This window comes from Thermaurantiacus sp., assembly GCF_053487655.1.
In genome coordinates, this window is record NZ_JBRCLD010000030.1 from 14,055 (window position 1) to 32,423 (window position 18,369).

General features: G+C 66.6%; 13 protein-coding genes. 8 read left to right on the top strand and 5 right to left on the bottom strand.

Features of this window, described 5'->3' with window-relative positions:
- Positions 1–130 precede the first annotated feature (130 nt).
- Positions 131–790, top strand: a complete 660-nt coding sequence (locus ACWIQA_RS03115) for a hypothetical protein (RefSeq protein WP_448581604.1) — start codon at positions 131–133, stop codon at positions 788–790.
- A gap of 17 nt (positions 791–807) precedes the next feature.
- Here ACWIQA_RS03115 and prsR read toward each other — a convergent pair whose 3' ends face one another.
- The gene (prsR, locus tag ACWIQA_RS03120; protein WP_448581605.1) at positions 808–2,199 is read right to left on the bottom strand and encodes a PEP-CTERM-box response regulator transcription factor; all 1,392 of its coding nucleotides are present in this window, start codon (positions 2,197–2,199) and stop codon (positions 808–810) included.
- An 11-nt stretch (positions 2,200–2,210) separates the two neighbouring features.
- Positions 2,211–4,397, bottom strand: a complete 2,187-nt coding sequence (gene prsK / locus ACWIQA_RS03125) for an XrtA/PEP-CTERM system histidine kinase PrsK (RefSeq protein ID WP_448581606.1) — start codon at positions 4,395–4,397, stop codon at positions 2,211–2,213.
- Positions 4,398–4,756: 359 nt separating this feature from the next.
- Here prsK and ACWIQA_RS03130 point away from each other — a divergent pair, with 359 nt between their 5' ends.
- Complete coding sequence (locus tag ACWIQA_RS03130; RefSeq protein WP_448581607.1) at positions 4,757–6,388, top strand: GMC family oxidoreductase; 1,632 nt, start codon at positions 4,757–4,759, stop codon at positions 6,386–6,388.
- Here the strand turns inward: ACWIQA_RS03130 and purN are convergent.
- Entirely contained in the window at positions 6,344–6,973 is a 630-nt protein-coding gene (gene purN / locus ACWIQA_RS03135; RefSeq protein WP_448581608.1) for a phosphoribosylglycinamide formyltransferase, read from the bottom strand. The genes ACWIQA_RS03130 and purN overlap by 45 nt on opposite strands.
- Entirely contained in the window at positions 6,966–8,030 is a 1,065-nt protein-coding gene (gene purM, locus ACWIQA_RS03140; RefSeq protein WP_448581609.1) for a phosphoribosylformylglycinamidine cyclo-ligase, read from the bottom strand. Before purM ends, purN begins: the two co-directional genes overlap by 8 nt.
- A 47-nt stretch (positions 8,031–8,077) precedes the next feature.
- On the opposite strand from purM, the gene ACWIQA_RS03145 reads away from it, so the two are divergent.
- Genes ACWIQA_RS03145 through ACWIQA_RS03160 form a run of 4 tightly spaced genes read left to right on the top strand, consistent with a single transcriptional unit; the run spans position 8,078 to position 14,948 of the window.
- Entirely contained in the window at positions 8,078–9,394 is a 1,317-nt protein-coding gene (locus ACWIQA_RS03145) for a heavy-metal-associated domain-containing protein (protein ID WP_448581610.1), read from the top strand.
- Complete coding sequence (locus ACWIQA_RS03150) at positions 9,391–10,062, top strand: HdaA/DnaA family protein (protein WP_448581611.1); 672 nt, start codon at positions 9,391–9,393, stop codon at positions 10,060–10,062. Before ACWIQA_RS03145 ends, ACWIQA_RS03150 begins: the two co-directional genes overlap by 4 nt.
- 9 nt (positions 10,063–10,071) lie before the next feature.
- Positions 10,072–12,237, top strand: coding sequence for an RNA degradosome polyphosphate kinase (locus ACWIQA_RS03155; RefSeq protein WP_448581612.1), 2,166 nt, complete (start codon positions 10,072–10,074; stop codon positions 12,235–12,237).
- A 47-nt stretch (positions 12,238–12,284) separates the two neighbouring features.
- On the top strand, positions 12,285–14,948 hold the full coding sequence (locus ACWIQA_RS03160) for an HAD-IC family P-type ATPase (protein WP_448581613.1): 2,664 nt from the start codon (positions 12,285–12,287) through the stop codon (positions 14,946–14,948).
- On the opposite strand, the gene ACWIQA_RS03165 is transcribed toward ACWIQA_RS03160, so the two are convergent.
- Positions 14,924–16,360: a protein adenylyltransferase SelO gene (locus ACWIQA_RS03165; protein WP_448581614.1), complete on the bottom strand. Its 1,437-nt coding sequence runs from the start codon at positions 16,358–16,360 to the stop codon at positions 14,924–14,926. The genes ACWIQA_RS03160 and ACWIQA_RS03165 overlap by 25 nt on opposite strands.
- Before the next feature lie 165 nt (positions 16,361–16,525).
- Between ACWIQA_RS03165 and ACWIQA_RS03170 the strand changes: the two genes are divergently transcribed.
- Together ACWIQA_RS03170 and ACWIQA_RS03175 are read left to right on the top strand one after the other, a co-directional pair.
- Entirely contained in the window at positions 16,526–17,473 is a 948-nt protein-coding gene (locus ACWIQA_RS03170; RefSeq protein ID WP_448581615.1) for a helix-turn-helix transcriptional regulator, read from the top strand.
- A 393-nt stretch (positions 17,474–17,866) separates the two neighbouring features.
- The coding region (locus ACWIQA_RS03175; RefSeq protein ID WP_448581616.1) for a choice-of-anchor K domain-containing protein at positions 17,867–18,369 on the top strand (503 nt) is incomplete at its 3' end.

Here is an 18,369-nt window from a genome sequence, read left to right on the forward strand (position 1 = left end):
TTGTTGATGGTCAAGCATGGCCAGCGCCATGGCAAAGCCTTTGGCCGCAGTCCACTCGGCGGACGCGGGACGCACGATTCGAAGACAGGCGCCTCTGTCCTACAACATCCATATTGGTTATTTTTTCATCATGAGACGAGCAAAGACGGCAAAAGTCGAGATCGTTGCTCCCTCCCACCCGGTGCCTGTTGCTCGGGTCGCGCCGCGGCATCGCGGGCGGATGCCGCTTGCGCGCAAGCCCCGCCGCCTGGTGCGTGGCCGCGATCCGGCCGCGCCCTGGAGCGCGCGCGAACAGGCCCGGTTCCTTGCTGGTCTTGGTGACGGGCTTGCCGTTGCCGAGGCTGCGGCGGCGATCGGCCGGACGCTGATTTCCGCGCTTGCTGAGCGCAGCCGGGATCGGCGGTTTGCAGCGCGGTGGGACTGTGCGCTCGACTCTGCTTTCGAGGTGCTCGAGACTCGTCTTCTCAGTGTGGCGATTGGTGGTGTTGCCGAGGAGACCGCGGCCGTTGCTGGCGGGGAGCGAGGCTCAAGCCGGGATGATATGCGCCTGGCGCAATGGATCCTTGCCCATCTCCGCGACCGGGGTTCCGGCGCGGGCGGGGCGTCTTCGTCAAGGGGTGCGCGCGCTGGTGGCGCGGCTGTCAGTTCGAGGGCACGGGAACTGCCCGGGGGGGCAAAAGCGCCGCTCGACCCGGCCGCAGAGCAGGCGCGGATCGACCGCTTGATCGACGAAGTTGCCGAGCGGATTGCTGACGCCGAGGCCCGGATGGCAAAGCCGCGGCCAGATTGACGGGCGCGCGCAGAGGATCAGCCTTCGGCCTCAATGCCGAGATCCCGCATCATGTCATAGAGGGTTGGCCGGCTGATTCCGAGCATCTTCGCGGCGTGGCTGATGGACCCGCCTGAGGCCGCGAGTGCGGCGGCAATCGCCCGCCGGTCGGAGACGGCGCGGGCCTCGCGCAGCGTGACCGGGCGGGTCTCGATCGAACCGGCAAGGTCAAGGTCTTCGGCAGTTACGGTTGGCCCCTCGGCCATGATGACGGCGCGCTTGATGCGGTTCTCGAGTTCCCGGATATTGCCTGGCCAGCCGTGGGCGTTGATGGCGGCAAGTGCGCCCGGTGACAGCCGCAGTACGGTTCCGCCCCGCTCGCTGGCGTGCTTGCGCAGGAAATGGTTGGCAAGCAGCACGGGATCGCCGCCGCGCTCGCGCAAGGGCGGGATGTTCACTGTGACTTCGGCGATGCGGTAGTAGAGGTCTTCGCGGAAGCGCTGCTCTGCCAGCATGCGCTTCAAATTCTGGTGCGTGGCACAGACGATCCGGACATCGACTGGGATGGATTTGCGCCCGCCGACGCGCTCGATCACCCGCTCCTGGAGGAAGCGCAGCAGCTTGACCTGGAGCGGCATGGGGATATCGCCCACTTCGTCCAGAAACAGGGTCCCGCCCTGGGCCAGCTCGATCTTCCCCTCGGTGGTCTTGAACGCGCCAGTGAAGGCGCCCCGTTCGTAGCCGAAGAGTTCGGCTTCGAGCAGGTTTTCCGGGATCGCGCCGCAGTTGATGGCAACGAACGGTCCCTTCGCCCGCGGCGAGGCCTTGTGCAGGCCGCGTGCCAGCACCTCCTTGCCCGTGCCAGAGTCGCCAAGGAGGAGGACGGAGACATTGCTGGAGGCGACGCGTTCGATCATGTCGCAGACTTTCAGCATCTCCGGTGCGCCGGTGATGACATCTGCAAGGGGAGAGCCTGGCGCTCGCTCCTGCAGCCGCCGGTTCTCGGCTTCGAGCCGGGCGACATGGAAAGCCCGGCCGACGATGAAGCCGAGCTCGTCGATGTCGACGGGCTTCTGGTAAAAGTCGAAGGCGCCGAGTGCGATCGCGCGCCGAGCGCTGTCGCGCGCGCCGTGGCCGGAGGCGATGATGACCTTGGTGTGCGGAGCGCGCGAGAGGATGGCCTCGAGGGTTGCGAAGCCCTCGCTGACACCGTCGGGATCGGGGGGGAGCCCGAGGTCGAGCGTGACGACATCGGGACGGTGTTCGGCGAACAGGGCAAGCGCTGCCTCGCGGTCGGCGGCTGTGACGACCTCATAGCCGTCATAGGCCCATTTGAGTTGGCGCTGCAGCCCGAGATCATCCTCAATGACAAGGAGGACTGGGCGATCTGCCGATCCGGCCTGGCGCGCCGCGCTTGCGCTCTTGAGCATCCGTGTTTCCCTCAGGTCCGTGCCAGTTTCGCCCGCGCTTCGGCAGCAAGCGGCAAGGTGATGACAAAGCGGCTGCCTTCGCCTGGCCGGCTTGTCACCTCGATCCGGCCGCCATGGGCGCGGGCGATCTCGCGCGCCTCATAGGCACCGATGCCGAACCCTTCCGCCTTGCTGGAGCGGAACGGCTTGAACAGCTCCTCGCGGATGAAGCGCCGCGACATGCCATGGCCGCGATCGGTGACGCTGAGCCGCGCGGTGCGCGCCGTGCGCTCAAGGGCAATGAGAATGGGCGCATCAGGAGCGCTGGCGTCGATGGCATTCTGGACAATGTGGGTCAGCATGGTCTCAAGCCGTTCGCAATCGCCTGTGACCGGCAGCTGTTCTTCGATGCCCTCGACTTCGATTGCCGGGTGTGCCCGCCGGAGCGCAGCTGCAACCATGGCAACGACGCGCGCGAGATCGACGGGCTCGGCCACTTCAGCAGTCGCAGGCAAACTTGCGCGGCGCGCGCTGTTGGTGCGGCCGGCCTGCTGGCCCATGAGCGCAAGAAGGTCTGTCATCTTGGTGACGCTCGACTGGACGGTTGCGAGCAGATCGGCCCGAAACTCCGGCTTGTCGATGTGGCGCTCGGCGTTGCGCGCCACAAGGCCGAGCTGGCTTACGACATTCTTGAGGTCATGCATGATGAAGGCGAAGCGCCGGCTGAAATCCTCGAAGCTGCGCGCTTCATCGAGCGCCATTTGGGTTGCGGCCTCGGCAAGATAGCTTGCGGCCTGGCGCCCGAGCGTGCGCAGCAAGTCATAATCCTCCCAGTTGAGGTCATGGACCACGGGGCTGCGCTCAAGGAGCAGAATGGCAGAGAGCCGCCCGTGGTGCGGCAGGGGGACGGCAAGCCAGAGCGAGCGGTCGGCAAGGAGCGCCGCCGGGCAGGCAAGGTCATGGCCGCGGTTGCGCGGCCCCCCTTGCCCGCCAGCGCGAAGCTGGTCGAAGTCGATGATGCGGCCGGTCTCGGCCATGAAGGTGACAAGGCTTGAGTCCGCCGCGAAGGCTTCGGCTGCGGAATCCCCATCGAAAGTGGACCAGTGCCATTGCGCTGACAAGCGGAAGCTGCCGTCCTCCCCGACTTCCAGCAAGAGCCCGCCAGGGCAGTTGAGAACGCGTGCCACGGCCTCGATTATCCGCTCGCGAATGGGTTGCGGCGCAGATGCGCCCGCCTCGCTTGCATCGAGCTTGTCAAGAAAGCCCAGCCACTCGCTGCGGTAGTCATAGCGGTAGCGATAGAAGTTGCGGGCGATCAGCACCTTGAGACGTGCCCTGACGGCCGGTGAGAGGATGACAAGTGCTGCCCCGATGAGGGTGACGGCAAGGAACATGACTTGCAGCACCACGCCCCAGTCCCCTCCGGCGAGCCGGAGACCGTGGGCGAGCAGCGACATGAAGATGAGATAGATGCCGATGGCTGAGAAGCTGATGGTCGAGAAGGCGGCATCACGCGAGAGCGCAAAGCGGTTGGCGGCTTCGTCGCGGAAGGCGATGAGCAACAGGGGAACAGCGAGCGCGTTCACTGCGCCGCGCAGCTCGACCAGCACGAGCGACAGCTCCCCCAGCAGAAACTGCAGCGTGTAGAGATTGAGGTCATAGGCGAACATGACGGCAATCCCGACCACGAAGAAGCGGATCGAGGGCCCCCTTGTGGCAAGCGAATTGACGTGGATGTTGTGGAGCAGCACGATGCCAGAGATGGCGAGCACGAGGCGCGTGACCACTTCGACAAGTGCTGCCGGCATATTCGCCAGCTCGGGGTCGAACGCCGAGCTGAAGGGATATACGCTGTCAACGACGAGCTGGAGGGCGACGGCAAAGCCGAGCCCGGCCGAGACGAGGAAGCCCGAGCGCAGGTCGCGGTCCATCCCCCAGGGCCGCTGGAGCACGAGGAGCAGCACGACAAGCCAGCCGGCCGTGCGCAGGGTCTCGGCATGGCTGATGCCCGGCACCTCGCCAAAGCCGAAGGCGAAGCCAAGCGCAACCAGCCCCGCCCAGCCAGCGACGATGCTGGACGCACCAGCGACCAGCAGGCCGAAGACTCGCTGCTGCCGCTGCACCAGAAGCCAGACGGCAAGGCCGAGGAAGGCAAGACAGGCGATGAGATGGCTGACGAGGCCGATGGGATGGTCTGCACCCGCAAGCCCCAAAGTCACGCCCGTCCCTCTCCTGAACTTCACGCATGCGAGTGCCGCACCGGCAGCTGCTGTTGCGGAGAGCTGCTTGCCACCAGGCTGCTCGCTACCGACGTCCCACCTTGTTTATCATGTCTTTGCATGGGCTGGCAAACTCAGCGAGGGTTAATCATGGCGGGGGACGGGGACACGGGGGACGCGAACAAGTTTCGCCGGGAAGTGGAAGGCGGCAGTGCGCCGGCAGTTGGCGCCGGGCCTTGCGACCGTTCTGCTCGGCTCAAGGCTGCGCTGCGCGCCAATCTTCGCAAGCGCAGGGGCCAGGCTCGCAATCTTGGTCCGCTTGAGGCAGAAACCCTGGCAGGCGAAGGGGAGGAGGGGCCATGCGCTTCGACTATGTGATTGTCGGCGCTGGCTCGGCTGGCTGCGTGCTGGCCAACCGCCTGACTGCCGACCCGTCGGTGCACGTGCTTCTGCTGGAGGCCGGGCCGGAGGACCGGAATCTCCTGATCCATGTGCCGGTCGGCTATGCCCGGACGCTCAAGGACCCCAGTGTCAACTGGCTGTTCGAGACCGAGCCCGACCCGGGCACGAATGACCGGGTGCATGTGTGGCCGCGCGGCAAGGTGCTTGGCGGCTCGTCGTCGATCAATGGTCTTCTCTATGTCCGCGGCCAGCTGGCCGACTATGACGGCTGGGCCCAGCTCGGGGCAACGGGCTGGAGCGCAGCCGATGTTCTGCCCTATTTCCGTCGTGCTGAAGGCAATGCCCGCCTGGCAAACGAATGGCATGGCACCGACGGCCCGCTCCATGTCTCGGATGCGACCACCCGCCACCCCGTCTCTGATGCCGTGATTGCGGCAGGCATGCAGGCTGGCCTCCGGTTCAATGACGATGTCAATGGCCCCGTGCAGGATGGAATCAGCTATTTCCAGCTGACGGTCAAAAATGGCCGCCGCTGGTCGGCTGCGATGGCCTATCTTCGCCCGGCGCTGAAGCGGCCAAACTTGCGCGTGGAAACTGGCGCCATGGCCGAGTCGATCCTCCTCGACGGCCGTCGTGCGACGGGCGTGCGCTATCGCCAGGGCGGCACAACCCACGAGGCCCATGCCTTGCGCGAAGTCATCTTGAGCGGCGGCACCGTCAACTCCCCGCAGCTGCTCGAGCTTTCCGGCATCGGTGACCCGGAAGTTCTCGCGGCCGCTGGCATTCCGGTTCGCCATGCACGCAGGGGTGTGGGGGCCAACTTGCAGGACCATTTTGTCGTCTCCTGCCAGTTCCGCCTGAAGCCGGGCACGATTACGGTCAACCAGATGAGCCGCGGCTGGCGCTTTCTCCTTGAGGCGGGGCGCTATCTTGTTGCACGCCGCGGGCTCCTCACCCTTTCGGCGGCGCATGTGCAGGCCTACTGGCGGTCGCGGCCGGGTCTTGCTGGGCCTGATGTCCAGTATCACATCCTGCCAGCCACGGTGGATGTGGCGAAGTTTGTCGAGACCCAGAACTGGGAGCTTGAACGCGAGCCTGGTCTGACCATTGCGCCATGCCAGCTCAGGCCGGAAAGTCGCGGCACTATTCATGTGAAGAGCCCCGATCCCCTGGCAGCGCCGGCGATCCGCCCCAACTACCTCTCGGACCCGCTCGATTGTGAGACCATTGTCGCTGGCATGAAGTTTGCTCGCGTGCTTGCCTCGCAACCTGCGCTCGCGCCCTTCATGGAAGCCGAGATCCTGCCTGGTGTGGAGGTTGCGGACGACTCGGAAATCCTTGCCCATGTGCGCGCGCATGGCTCGACCATCTATCACCCAGTCGGCACCTGCCGCATGGGGCCGGCCTCTGACCCGCTGGCTGTGACCGACCCGGACGGCCGCGTACATGGCATCGGCGGGCTGCGGGTGGTCGATGCGTCGCTGATGCCCCGCCTCGTCTCCGGCAACACCAACGCGCCGACCATCATGATGGCCGAGAAGATCTCAGATGCGATCCTCGCTGACGCCCGCGCCGCCCGGGCCGCCTGAGCGCGGCCATGCCCGGAGCCATTCGGCAATGGCGCAGGGATAGAGGGCAAGCTCGGCTTCGAGCACGCGTGCAGCCAGCGTTTCTGGCGTGTCTCCGGCAAGCACGGGCACGCGCGCTTGGGCGAGGATGGGCCCGCAGTCAACTTCCGCCGTGACCAGGTGGACTGTGGCCCCGGCCTCCCGGTCACCCGCCGCGAGCGCGCGCGCATGGGTGTCAAGCCCTGGGTAGCGCGGCAGGAGCGAGGGGTGGATGTTGACCATTCGCCCTTCCCATTGGCGGACGAAGGCCGGGGAGAGCACCCGCATGAAGCCGGCAAGCGCTACCGCCTCGGCGCGGTGGGCAGCCAGCACGCGGCCAAGCTCCGCCTCGAAGGCTTTCCGGCTGGCGAAACGGTCGCGCGCCACCACCACCGACGGCACCTCGCCCGCCCGCGCCAGCCCCGGCGCATCCGCCCGGCTCGAGATGACGACGACCACCTGCGCTGGGTAGCCTGGCGCCTGGGCGGCGCGGATGATCGAATCCATGTTGCTGCCGCGGCCGGAAATGAGGATGGCGAGCCGAACGCGGCCTTTGAGGTCAGGCATCGTGGGAGGCGTGCCACCCCTGGCCGGCAATCGTGGTTCCCCTGGCGCCGGCGGCAACGGAGCCGATCCGCCACACCTCCTCGCCCGTGGCGGCGAGGTCAGCGATGAGGGCGTTGGCGTCTTCGGCGGCGACGATTGCCACCATGCCGATGCCGCAGTTGAAGGTGCGCAGCAATTCTGCCGGGGCAATGCGGCCGCGCGCAGCAAGCCAGCCGAACAGCGGCGGCCAGGGCCAGCTGCTGGCATCGAGGATGGCGCGCAGACCTTCGGGCAGCACGCGTGGCACATTTTCAAGGAGCCCGCCGCCCGTGATGTGGGCAAGGCCGTGCACGCGGCCCTGGCGCAGCAGGGGAAGCAGGCTTGCAACATAAAGGCGAGTCGGGCGCAGCAGCACGTCTGCGAGGCTTTCCTCGGGTGCAAAAGGCGCAGGGGCTGCCAGATCATACCCTTCGACCAGGCGCCGGATGAGCGAGAAACCGTTGGAATGCGCCCCGCTCGAAGCGAGGCCGAGGATGACATCCCCGGCGGCGATGCGCGCGCCTGTCAGTGCCTGCTCGCGCTCGACAGCGCCAACTGCGAAGCCGGCGAGATCATAGTCGCCTTCGCCGTAGAGCCCAGGCATCTCGGCAGTCTCGCCGCCGATGAGGGCGCAGCCGGCAGCGCGGCAGGCCCGGGCGATTCCGGCGATCACGGTCTCAGCAACGTTTGCATCGAGCCGGCCGGTTGCGAAATAGTCGAGGAAGAACAAGGGCTCGGCCCCTTGGACCAGGAGGTCGTTCACGCACATGGCCACAAGATCCTGGCCGACGCTGTCGTGTCGTCCGGTCTCAATCGCAAGCTTGAGCTTGGTGCCGACACCATCGGTTGCCGCGACCAAGAGCGGATCCTTGTAGCCGGCAGCGCGCGGGTCAAAGAAGGCGCCGAAGCCACCGAGCTCAGCCTCTGCGCCCGGCCGGCGGGTCGCGCGCGCGAGCGGGGCGATGGCGCGCACGAGCGCATTGCCAGCGGCGATGGAAACGCCGGCCTCGGCATAGGTGGAGGGCAAGGGCTCCGTCATCTCTTCTGCCCCTTCCCTCGCCGGCGCGGACAAGGCAAGGCCTGCCCATGCCTGCGCCTTGCTTCCCTTTTCTTCTCGCCCGGCCGGCGTTGCTTGCAGTTCTGCTTGCCTGTGCCCCAGCTTGGGCGCAGCGGGCTGGCGCCCCTCCCAAGGGGGCAGCAGCGCCAGAGGCCGTCGGCGACGCAAGCGGCCTCATCGTGACCGGCATCGAAGTCGATGAGACTGCGAGATCTGACCTTGCCGCGCGCGAGGCCGGCTGGCGTCAGGCCCAGCGTCTTGCCTGGCCAATGCTGTGGGCGCGACTTTCCGGCTTTCCGGCAAACCGCGCGCCGCGCGTTGGCGACAGTGCGCTTGACCAGATGGTCTCGGCTATCGAGGTCGAGCGCGAAGCGGTTGGCGGCAATCGCTATGTGGCGAGGCTGACCGTCATCTTCGACCGGACTCGTGCGGCCCCCTATCTTGGCCGCTATGCCCCGCTTGTGCAGTCGCCGCCGCTCCTGCTGCTGCCGCTTCTCCAGGATGCGGGCACGCGCATGGCCTATGAGCCTGGCAACCCCTGGGCCGAGGCCTGGGCCCGCTTCCAGGCCGGGGAGTCCCCCATCGACTATATCCGCTTGCGGGCCAGCGCGACCGACGCCCTGCTGCTCTCTGCCTGGCAGGGCGAGCGGATCGACATTCCGATCTGGCGCCAGATCATGGACCGCTACCAGACGGCGGATGTCCTCATCCCCGAGCTCATCCTCGAGCGCGGGCTCCCCGGCAGCCCGGCGGTGGCGCGGCTCATCCTCCGCTTCGGGCCTTCCGCGCGCATCCTTGCGCGTACCCAGCTCACGCAGGAGGACGGGGATATTGCCGCCCTGCTGGCAAGCGCTGTTCGCGAGTGTGACCGGCTTTATACAACCGCGCTCAGAGCTGGCCTCCTCGTCCCCGACGCGCTTCTCTCCGAAGCTCCGGAGCCGGAAGTCGAAGTGCCCGAGCTTGCGCCCGAGATCGGTGGCAGGGCGGTTGAAGCAAATCTGCGGCTTGAAGTCGACACGCCCGATGCTGCCTCGCTCGAGGCGATTGAGCGGCGGCTGCGCGCTGTCCCGGGGGTTACGGGAGTCCGGCTTGAAAGCTTCGTCATCGCTGGCCGCTCGGTCCTCGTCCTTGGGACGTCCGTGAGCTCGAGCGAATTGGCGCGTGCGCTCGATGCGGCCGGGTTCCGGCTTGAGGGCAGCCTGCTGCGCGATCGCCGGGCGGATGAAGTTCCGCCAGCGCCGCCTTCTGGACCGCCAGCGGAGCTGCCTTCCGCACCGCCAGCGGCGCCGCCAGTGCCGCCTTCCGCACCGCCACCGGGAGTCCCCGAGCCCGGAGCTGGCGGATGAGGGGTGCTTTTGGCGCCCAGCTGCCGCTCCCGCTCAGCTGGAAGGCAGCGCAAGGCCAGAAGGACTTCTTCGTCTCTGCTGCCAATGCCGAGGCCGTCCGCTTCCTTGACAGTTGGGCAACCTGGCCGATCCCGGTTGCGCTTCTCGTCGGCCCTTCTGGCTCTGGCAAAAGCCATCTCGGCTCCATCTTTGCCCGGCGCGCCAATGCCCGGCTTCTCGATGATGCCGACATGGGTGTGCCCGATGAGGCCCTGTTCCATGCCTGGAACGACGCGCTCGACAGCCGCCGCCCGCTCCTCCTGACAGCGCGCAGTGCCCCTGGCGACTGGCATATCGCGCTCCCTGATCTTCGCTCGCGGCTGGCGGCCACGCCGATGGTCCGGATCGGCCCGCCCGATGATGCGCTTCTTGCCCACCTGTTCCACAAGCTGTGGCGGGACCGCGGCATCACGCCCCCGCCAGAGCTTGCGTCCTATGTTCTGAAGCGCATCCCGCGCAGCTTCGAAGCGCTGGGTGCTGCCGTTGCGGCGCTCGATGCCGCATCGCTTGCCGGCCAGCGGCCGCTTTCTGTCGCCTTGGCCAGGGCCGCGCTGCTCGATCTGTGGCCAGCAGGCGAGGATGACGATGGCTTGGCCGTGGCTTCCAACTGTCACCAAGACGGCGCATAATCCTGCGCCATGCAGGCCTTCGCTTCCCATCCCAACCCGCTCATGTCCGACCGGCTGGTCAACCGGGAGCTCTCCTGGCTTTCCTTCAATGCCCGCGTACTCGAGGAAGCGACCAACCCCGCCCATCCGCTTCTTGAGCGGATGCGGTTCCTCTCGATCTCGGGCAACAATCTCGACGAATTCTACATGGTCCGAGTCGCCGGGCTGCGCGGCCAGGTCGATGCGGGTATCGAGACTCCCTCCGCCGAGGGTGCAACACCGGCCCAGCAACTCGCGGCCATTGCCCAGGCTGCAGACCTTCTCATGCGCCAGCAGCAGAAGGTCTACCAGGAACTCGTCCGGCTGCTGGCGGCAGCCGACTACCGGATCCTCAAACCTGCCGACCTCTCTTGCGAGGAGGAGAAGTTTCTTGAAGACCAGTTCCTGAACCGGATCTTTCCGGTGCTGACGCCGCAGGCGATCGATCCGGCCCACCCCTTCCCCTTCATCCCCAACAAGGGCTTCAGCCTCGTCTTCGAAATGCGCCGCGATGCCGACGGCGAAGCCCTGTTCGCGCTCCTCATGCTGCCGCCGATGCTGCCGCGCTTCCTCCGCCTGCCGGGTGCATCGGTCCGCACCATTGCGCTTGAAGATGTCATCAGCCATTTTCTCCCCCTCGTCTTTCCTGGCTTCACGCGGCTTGGAAGCGGCGCCTTCCGCATCATCCGCGACAGCGACATCGAGGTGGAAGAGGAAGCCGAGGATCTCGTCCGCTTCTTCCAGAGCGCGATCAAGCAGCGCCGCCGCGGCCAGGTGATCCGCCTAAAGCTCGCCGCCGACACGCCAGCGAACCTGAAGGCGCTGGTGCGCGGCGCCATGCGGGTGACCGATGCCGACGTGACGGAAGTGGACGGCATTCTGGGAATCGCTGACCTTGCAAGCCTGGTCGAGGAGGACCGGCCCGACCTCAAGTTTGAGCCCTACACCCCCCGCTTTCCGGAACGGATCCGCGACTTCGGCGGCGACTGCTTCGCTGCCATCCGCGCCAAGGATATCGTGGTCCACCACCCCTATGAGAGCTTCGAGGTGGTGCTTGCCTTCCTGCGCCAGGCCGCTGCCGACCCGGATGTGATTGCGATCAAGCAGACTCTTTACCGGGTGGGCAAAAACAGCCCCATCGTCCGCGCCCTCATCGATGCGGCGGAGGCGGGCAAGTCGGTGACGGCGCTGGTCGAGCTCAAGGCCCGGTTCGATGAGGAGCAGAACCTCACCTGGGCGGCCGAGCTCGAGCGCGCCGGCGTGCAGGTGGTCTATGGCTTCATCGAGTGGAAGACCCACGCCAAGGCCTCGATGGTGGTGCGCCGCGAAGGCAGCGAACTGACCACCTACCTCCACCTTGGCACAGGCAATTATCACCCGGTCACCGCCCGCATCTATACGGATCTCTCGTTCTTCACTGCCGATCCCGTGCTCGGCCGCGAAGTCGCCCAGGTCTTCAACTATGTGACAGGCTATATTGAGCCGCGGGGGCTTCGCCACCTCGCCATGTCGCCATTGAACTTGCGCGACCGGCTCATCGCCCTCATCGATGCCGAGATCGCGCATGCGGCTGCCGGCCGGCCAGCGACCATCTGGCTCAAGCTCAACGCCCTTGTGGACCCGGCCATCATCGACAAGCTGTATGAGGCGAGCCAGGCCGGCGTGAAGGTCGAAGCCGTGGTGCGGGGGATATGTTGTCTTAGGCCCGGTGTGCCCGGCCTTTCCGAGACCATCCATGTCCGCTCTGTCATCGGCCGCTTCCTCGAGCACAGCCGGATCGTCGTCTTCGGCAATGGCCGGCCGCTCCCCTCGCGCAAGGCCAAGGTCTTCATCACCTCGGCCGACTGGATGCCGCGCAACTTTGACCGCCGAGTGGAACTCCTGGTGCCGATCGAGAACCCGACCGTCCATGCCCAGATCCTGGACCAAGTCATGGTCGCCAACCTCAAGGACAATGAGCAGAGCTGGGAAATGCGCGCTGATGGCAGCTATGTCCGTGTGCAGAGGGAAGGCGAGGGCTTCAACCTCCACCGCTACTTCATGGCCAACCCCTCGCTTTCTGGCCGGGGCTCGGCCCTGCGGGATGCGCGCGTTCCCAAGCTCGTCGTCGACCAGGACGGCGAACCGGACTCTGGTCAGGACGCTGCCGCCGCCTGAGGTTGCGCGATTGAACACGTGCTGCTGCACTGCAAAACCGGGCGCCCATGACCGAGATGCCAGCACTGGCCGTGCCGCCTCCAGCGCCACATGCGAGCCCCGCCGCCGATGTGCTGGCCCAGCTCGGGACGACGCGCTCTGGCCTTGATGCGGAAGCAGCAGCCGCCCGGCTTGCCACATATGGGCCTAACCGCCTTCCCGAGCAGCGCGGTGACGGGCCGCTGCAGCGCCTGCGGCGCCAGTTCGACAGCCCGCTCATCTGGTTTCTTGTTGCTGCAGCCGCTGTCTCTGCCGGCCTTGGCCACGGCGTTGACGCAAGCGTCATCGCTGCTGTCGTCGTCGTCAACGCCGTCATCGGCTTTGTCCAGGAAGGTCGGGCGGAAGCAGCGCTTGCGGCCATCCGCGCCATGATCGATCCCGTCGCCTCGGTCCGGCGCGACGGCCGGCGCATGACCCTTCCAGCCGCCGGGATCGTCCCGGGTGACATTGTGCTCATCGAGGCCGGCGACCGAGTCCCTGCCGATCTTCGCCTTGTCGAGGCGCGTGGGCTGCTTGTCGACGAGGCCGTGCTCACAGGGGAGTCGGTGCCTGTCAGCAAAGGCAGCGCCACAGCTGCTGCCGACGCGGCGCTTGGCGACCGGGTCGGCATGGCGTTTGCGGGCACCTTCGTTGCCGCCGGCCAAGGCGAAGGTGTGACCGTTGCAACTGGCGCTGCAACCGAGCTCGGCCGCATTTCCGGCATGCTTGCAGCCGTCGGCACCACAACCACGCCGCTCATGGCCCAGATGGGCCGCCTTGCCGAGCGGCTGACCCTCATCATCCTGGCGCTTGCCGTGCTTGCCTTTGGCTTTGCTGTGCTTGTGCGCGGGCTTCCCCTTGCCGATGCCTTCATGCTCGTCGTCGGGATCGCAGTCGCTGCCATTCCCGAAGGGCTGCCGGCTGTGCTCACGGTCACGCTTGCAATTGGCGTGCAGCGCATGGCCAAGCGCCATGCGCTCATCCGCCGCCTGCCGGCAGTCGAGACCCTGGGCTCGGTCACCGTCATCTGCACCGACAAGACCGGAACTCTCACGCGCAACGAGATGGCCGTCACGACGCTCGCGCTTCCTTCTGGAGTGCGCCATGTCTCGGGTGTTGGCTATGGGCCTGATGGCGCGATCGCGGGTGGCGTTGATTGTGAAGTCGAGGCGCTGGTGCTGGCCGGGCTGCTCTGCAACGACGCCCGGGTGAGCATGCGCGATGGCCAATGGGTCGTTGACGGCGATCCGATGGAAGGTGCCCTTGTCACTCTCGCCATGAAGGCAGGTCTTGCCGAAGCGCGAGCGACTGCCAAGCGGCGGGATCTCTTGCCGTTTTCGCCTGAGACCCGGCTGATGGCAACCCTTGATGCGCGCGCCGATGGCCGCATCATGGCAGCGGTCAAGGGGGCTCCGGAAGCCGTTCTTGCCCTATGCCGCCTCGATGCGGCCGACCAGGCGCGCTGGCAGGCGACTGCTGCCGACCTCGCCGGGCGTGGCCTGCGTGTCCTTGCCTTTGCCGAGTGCGAAACCCCGGCCCTCGACCGGCTTTCTGGTGCCAGGCTGCTCGGCCTTGCCGGCTTTCTTGATCCGCCGCGGCCGGAAGCGATTGCAGCGATCGCTGCCTGCCGCCGGGCCGGGATCCGGGTTGCCATGATCACGGGCGACCATGCCGGAACTGCCCTGGCAATCGCCGAGGCGCTTGCGCTTGCCGATGCTCCGCAAGTGTTGACCGGTGCCGAGATCGACAGCCTGGATGATCAGGCGCTTGCCGCCCGGCTCGAGACCACGGCGGTCTTTGCCCGCACTGCGCCTGAGCACAAGCTGCGCTTGGTCAAGGCGTTCCAGCGCCATGGCCATGTCGTTGCCATGACCGGGGACGGAGTGAACGATGCTCCGGCCTTGAAGCGCGCCGACATCGGGATCGCGATGGGGAAGAAGGGCACCGAGGCAGCGAAGGAAGCATCAGACATGGTGCTTGCCGACGACAATTTCGCCTCCATTGCCGCTGCGGTGCGCGAAGGTCGCACGGTCTGGGACAATCTGATGAAGGTGATTGGCTGGACGCTTCCGACCAACGGCGGCGAGGCGCTCACCATCCTTGCTGCGCTTGCACTCGGGCTGGTGCTGCCGATGACGGCGCTGCAAATTCTCTGGATCAATCTGGTGACAGTGGTGACGCTCGGGCTGGCGCTTGCCTTCGAGCCGGGCGAGGAAGGGGCGATGCTCCGCCCGCCGCGCGCGCGCAATCGGCCCATCCTCTCCGGGCGGCTGCTGTGGCAGATCCTCTTCGTCTCGGTGCTGTTCATGACTGGCGCCTTTGCCATGTTTGCATGGGCGACAGCATCGGGAGAAAGTCTCGCGCATGCCCGGACGCTGGTTGTGAACACGATCGTGTGCATGGAGATTTTCTATCTTTTTGCCATGCGCTTTACTCATACGACCGGGCTTTCGGTGCGTGGTCTCCTTGGCACACCAGCCGTCCTCATCGCTGTCGGCCTTGTGACTTTGGCCCAGCTTCTCTTCACCTACTGGCCGCCGCTGCAGCAGATCTTCACAACCGAGCCGCTTGCGTTTCGTGAACTCGCCATGGTGGTTGCAGTCGGATTTCTGCTGCTGCTTGCCGCTGAAGCCGAGAAGGCGGCTGCGCGCTTGGTCGAGGCCCGGCGTCAAGTGCCGCAGAAGGTCGCCTGAACTCGCTCGTGCGGCAGTGGCGGGGCGCGGAATGGTGAATCCTCGGGCGTGGGTGCAAATGGCCGCGTGACGGCTGCGAGCAGCCGCCGGAAGGGCGCCATGTCGCCGGCTTCGGCGGCGGCAAGCGCTTGCTCGACGCGGTGGTTGCGCGGGATGATGGCGGGGTTTGCCGCCTGCATCCGCTGGCGGGCTGCCGGAACCGTCCCGCCCTCGTCGGCAACCCGGCGCACCCATGCCGCCTCGAACCCGGCGAAGGCCCCCCGGTCCGCCGCCTCCACCGGCCATTCGGCCCCTTCGGCGAGCGCGCGGAAACTGGCAGTCATGTCAGCGCCCGTGTCGCGCATGGCGGTCAACAGCATCTCAACCAGCGCCCGGTCCTCTGGCCTTGCTGCGACAAGCCCGAGCTTGGCTCGGAACACACCGAGCCAAGCAGCTTCAAAGAGCTCTGGGAAGCGCGCGACGGCGGCATTGGCAAGCGCGATTGCGAGCTTCGGGTCAGGGTCGATGAGCGGCAGCAGCGCTTCGGCCAGGCGCACCAGGTTCCAGTGGGCGATCTGCGGCTGGTTCCCATAGGCATAGCGGCCATGGCGGTCGATCGAGCTGAAGACCGTGGCGGGGTCGAAGGTGTCCATGAAGGCGCAGGGGCCATAGTCGATGGTCTCGCCGGATAGGGTCATGTTGTCGGTGTTCATGACGCCGTGGATGAAGCCCACGCCCATCCAGCGGGCGACGAGCGCCGCCTGCCTTGCCATGGTGGCGTCAAGAAGCGCGAGCGCTGGGCGCTCTCTTTCCTCGGCTGCAGGGGCGTGGCGGGCGATCGTGTGGTCGAGGAGGGCCTGGAGCGCCTCCCGGTCGCCACTGGCAGCTGCGAACTGGAAGCTGCCGACCCGGATGTGGCTGGATGCGACTCGAGTCAGCACGGCGCCCGGCAGCACCGCCTCGCGCACGACTGGCTCGCCAGTTGCCACCACGGCGAGACTGCGCGTGGTCGGGATGCCAAGCGCGTGCATCGCCTCGGAGATGAGATATTCCCTGAGCATCGGCCCCACTGCCGCACGGCCATCGCCCAGGCGCGAAAAGGGCGTCTGCCCTGCGCCCTTCAGCTGGATGTCGAAGCGCCTGCCGTCGGGCGTGACATGCTCGCCCAGCAGCACGGCCCGGCCGTCGCCGAGCATCGTGAAATGGCCGAACTGGTGCCCGGCATAGGCCTGCGCCAGCGGCGTTGCCCCTTCGGGCAGGACATTGCCGGCGAGAAGCGCCGCCCAATCCGCCGCTTCACCAAGCCCGAGTTCGGCCGCAAGCCCATGGTTGAAGACGAGGAGCCGCGGCGCCCGGACTGGGGTTGGCATGACGCGGGCGAACAGCGCTTCGGGCAGGCGGGCATAGCTGGTGTCGAACTGGAACGGGGCCATGGCCTTCTCATGGGCGAGCTCGGGCGCTGGGGGAAGTTGCTTTCCGCTTCGCCCCTCCTGTCTCCGCCTTCATGCGTGTGGAAGCGGAAGGCGCCGATGCGCTCGCCGGCCGAACTGCTGCGGCGCTGGCCTTGACCGCCAGCGGCTGCCCGGCAGAGTGGGTAAATGGGAGACGCCCCCGACCGGTTCATTCTGGCTTGCGCGCAAGCCGCGCTCGACGTGCCCTTGGCCCGCTACATGGACTGGGCGTTCGACGCGCTCTCGGGCCTGGTGCGCTTCGAGGCGGCCGGTTGGGGCATTGGCACGCACACGCCCCCTGTCACCCACTTCGTGCATCTTTTGGGCGTGCCGCCCGAGCTTCTCCTTGCCTACGAGGCGGGTGTCGCGGAAATCGACTATATCCGGCAGGCCTCGGCCGCGCGCCCGGGGGTCACGATCAACGATTTCGACATCCGCGACTCCTTTCCCGACGCGGCCGCCGAAATCGATGCGCGGATCTCAGCACCCTTCGCGCTCGCGCAGACGCTGGCGACCACGCTGCCCGCCGAGGCGGGGCTCGTCCATTTCATCCTCCTGTGGCGCCGCACCCGGTTCGACCCCTTCTCCGAGGCGGACAGGCAGCTCGCCGAGCGGCTGAAGCCGCACATGGTGGCGGGCTGGCGTGTGGCGCAGCGGCTCCACCTCATGCAGCGCGCGGCGGGAGGCGACCTTGGCCACCACGCGCTCGTCGATCGGCTGGGGGCGCTGCACAGTTTCGATAACGGCTTCGTGCGGCTGGTGCGGCGGGCCTTTCCGGACTGGGGCGGCGGCCGGCTTCCCGACGCGCTCGGTACCCTCCTTCCCAAGGGCGGCACGGTTCCAGGCCTGTCGCTCGGCGTTGAGCGGAGCGGCGCGCTGCTCGCGCTTACGGTGCGCGCACAGCGCCCGGACCCCTTGACTCCGGCCGAGCGCGCGGCGGCGGAACTCTATGCCGCGGGCCTTGGCTATCGGGCGGTTGCCGAGCGGCTGGAGCGGGCACCGGGGACGGTCAGGAACCAGATCGCGCGCGCCTACAAGCGCCTGGGGGTCAACACGAAGGTGGCGCTCGCCGAGCGGCTCGCAAAGCTCTCTTAGTGCAGATGCACTTGCGCCTGCCCTGACATTCGGGGCCGCGGCGAGGGCTGCCGATTGTGAAGATTCAAGGAGATAGGACGTTGGCACGAAACTTGCAGAGCGGGGGTGGACGGGTTTGACCAGTTCCGTTTTTGAGAAAGGAGGTCCTATGCGTCATCGCCGTCGTCTGCTGCTTTGCGCTGCCGGCGCCCTGTTGTCCGCACCCGCGATCGCCGAGAGCGGCATCACCGGCTCGGGGACGGTCTCATTCCAGTTCCTGAATGTTTCTGGTCCGATGGCGACGATCCCCCTGTCCGCGCTTGGCAACACCCCCTATTCCAACCAGGGGCGGTTCAACGGGGACCTGGCGGAGATGGGCAGCGAATATCATCCCGTAGGCGAAGGCTCACTTTTGTGTTTGTCCAAGGCCGCTACACCTTTGCCCCCGGGGTCAGCAATGTCGAATTTCGCTATGACTGGATGCCGGCGGGTAGCAATTCAGTCAACAAGCTGGTGTTCACGCCGGCAAGCTTCAGCAACGTTCAGCCCGGAGAGTTGTTCCTGCTGGGCACCATTACCTACACCAACGGCTTCTGGCATGGGGGTGGCCAGACGCCGGCCTACAACCAGCCAACCTACTTCGAGTTCGAGCTGACCACCTACAGCCCGGAGACTGAGGCCTTCAACCAGACGCTCAGGGCCTCCATCGTAAACGTCACCAATTCCGTGGACTATGGCCCTGGTGATCCTTTCCCGCCGACCGATCTCGCCGTACAGAATGCGGAGGCCGATTGGATCTATCTGGAGGGATACGAGCAGTTGGGGAGCTTCCGGGTTTATGATTTCTGCTGCGGCCCCGCTGGCTATGGCAATACCGGAACGATAGAGCTCTGGGGCGCCTTTGGCTCGCTTCATCT

Coding starts and splice junctions, on each gene's coding strand:
- ACWIQA_RS03115 (WP_448581604.1), top strand. CDS start 131: ATGAGACGAGCAAAGACGGCAAAAGTCGAGATCGTTGCTCCCTCCCAC.
- prsR (WP_448581605.1), bottom strand. CDS start 2,199: ATGCTCAAGAGCGCAAGCGCGGCGCGCCAGGCCGGATCGGCAGATCGC.
- ACWIQA_RS03130 (WP_448581607.1), top strand. CDS start 4,757: ATGCGCTTCGACTATGTGATTGTCGGCGCTGGCTCGGCTGGCTGCGTG.
- purN (WP_448581608.1), bottom strand. CDS start 6,973: ATGCCTGACCTCAAAGGCCGCGTTCGGCTCGCCATCCTCATTTCCGGC.
- purM (WP_448581609.1), bottom strand. CDS start 8,030: ATGACGGAGCCCTTGCCCTCCACCTATGCCGAGGCCGGCGTTTCCATC.
- ACWIQA_RS03145 (WP_448581610.1), top strand. CDS start 8,078: ATGCCTGCGCCTTGCTTCCCTTTTCTTCTCGCCCGGCCGGCGTTGCTT.
- ACWIQA_RS03150 (WP_448581611.1), top strand. CDS start 9,391: ATGAGGGGTGCTTTTGGCGCCCAGCTGCCGCTCCCGCTCAGCTGGAAG.
- ACWIQA_RS03155 (WP_448581612.1), top strand. CDS start 10,072: ATGCAGGCCTTCGCTTCCCATCCCAACCCGCTCATGTCCGACCGGCTG.
- ACWIQA_RS03160 (WP_448581613.1), top strand. CDS start 12,285: ATGACCGAGATGCCAGCACTGGCCGTGCCGCCTCCAGCGCCACATGCG.
- ACWIQA_RS03165 (WP_448581614.1), bottom strand. CDS start 16,360: ATGGCCCCGTTCCAGTTCGACACCAGCTATGCCCGCCTGCCCGAAGCG.
- ACWIQA_RS03170 (WP_448581615.1), top strand. CDS start 16,526: ATGGGAGACGCCCCCGACCGGTTCATTCTGGCTTGCGCGCAAGCCGCG.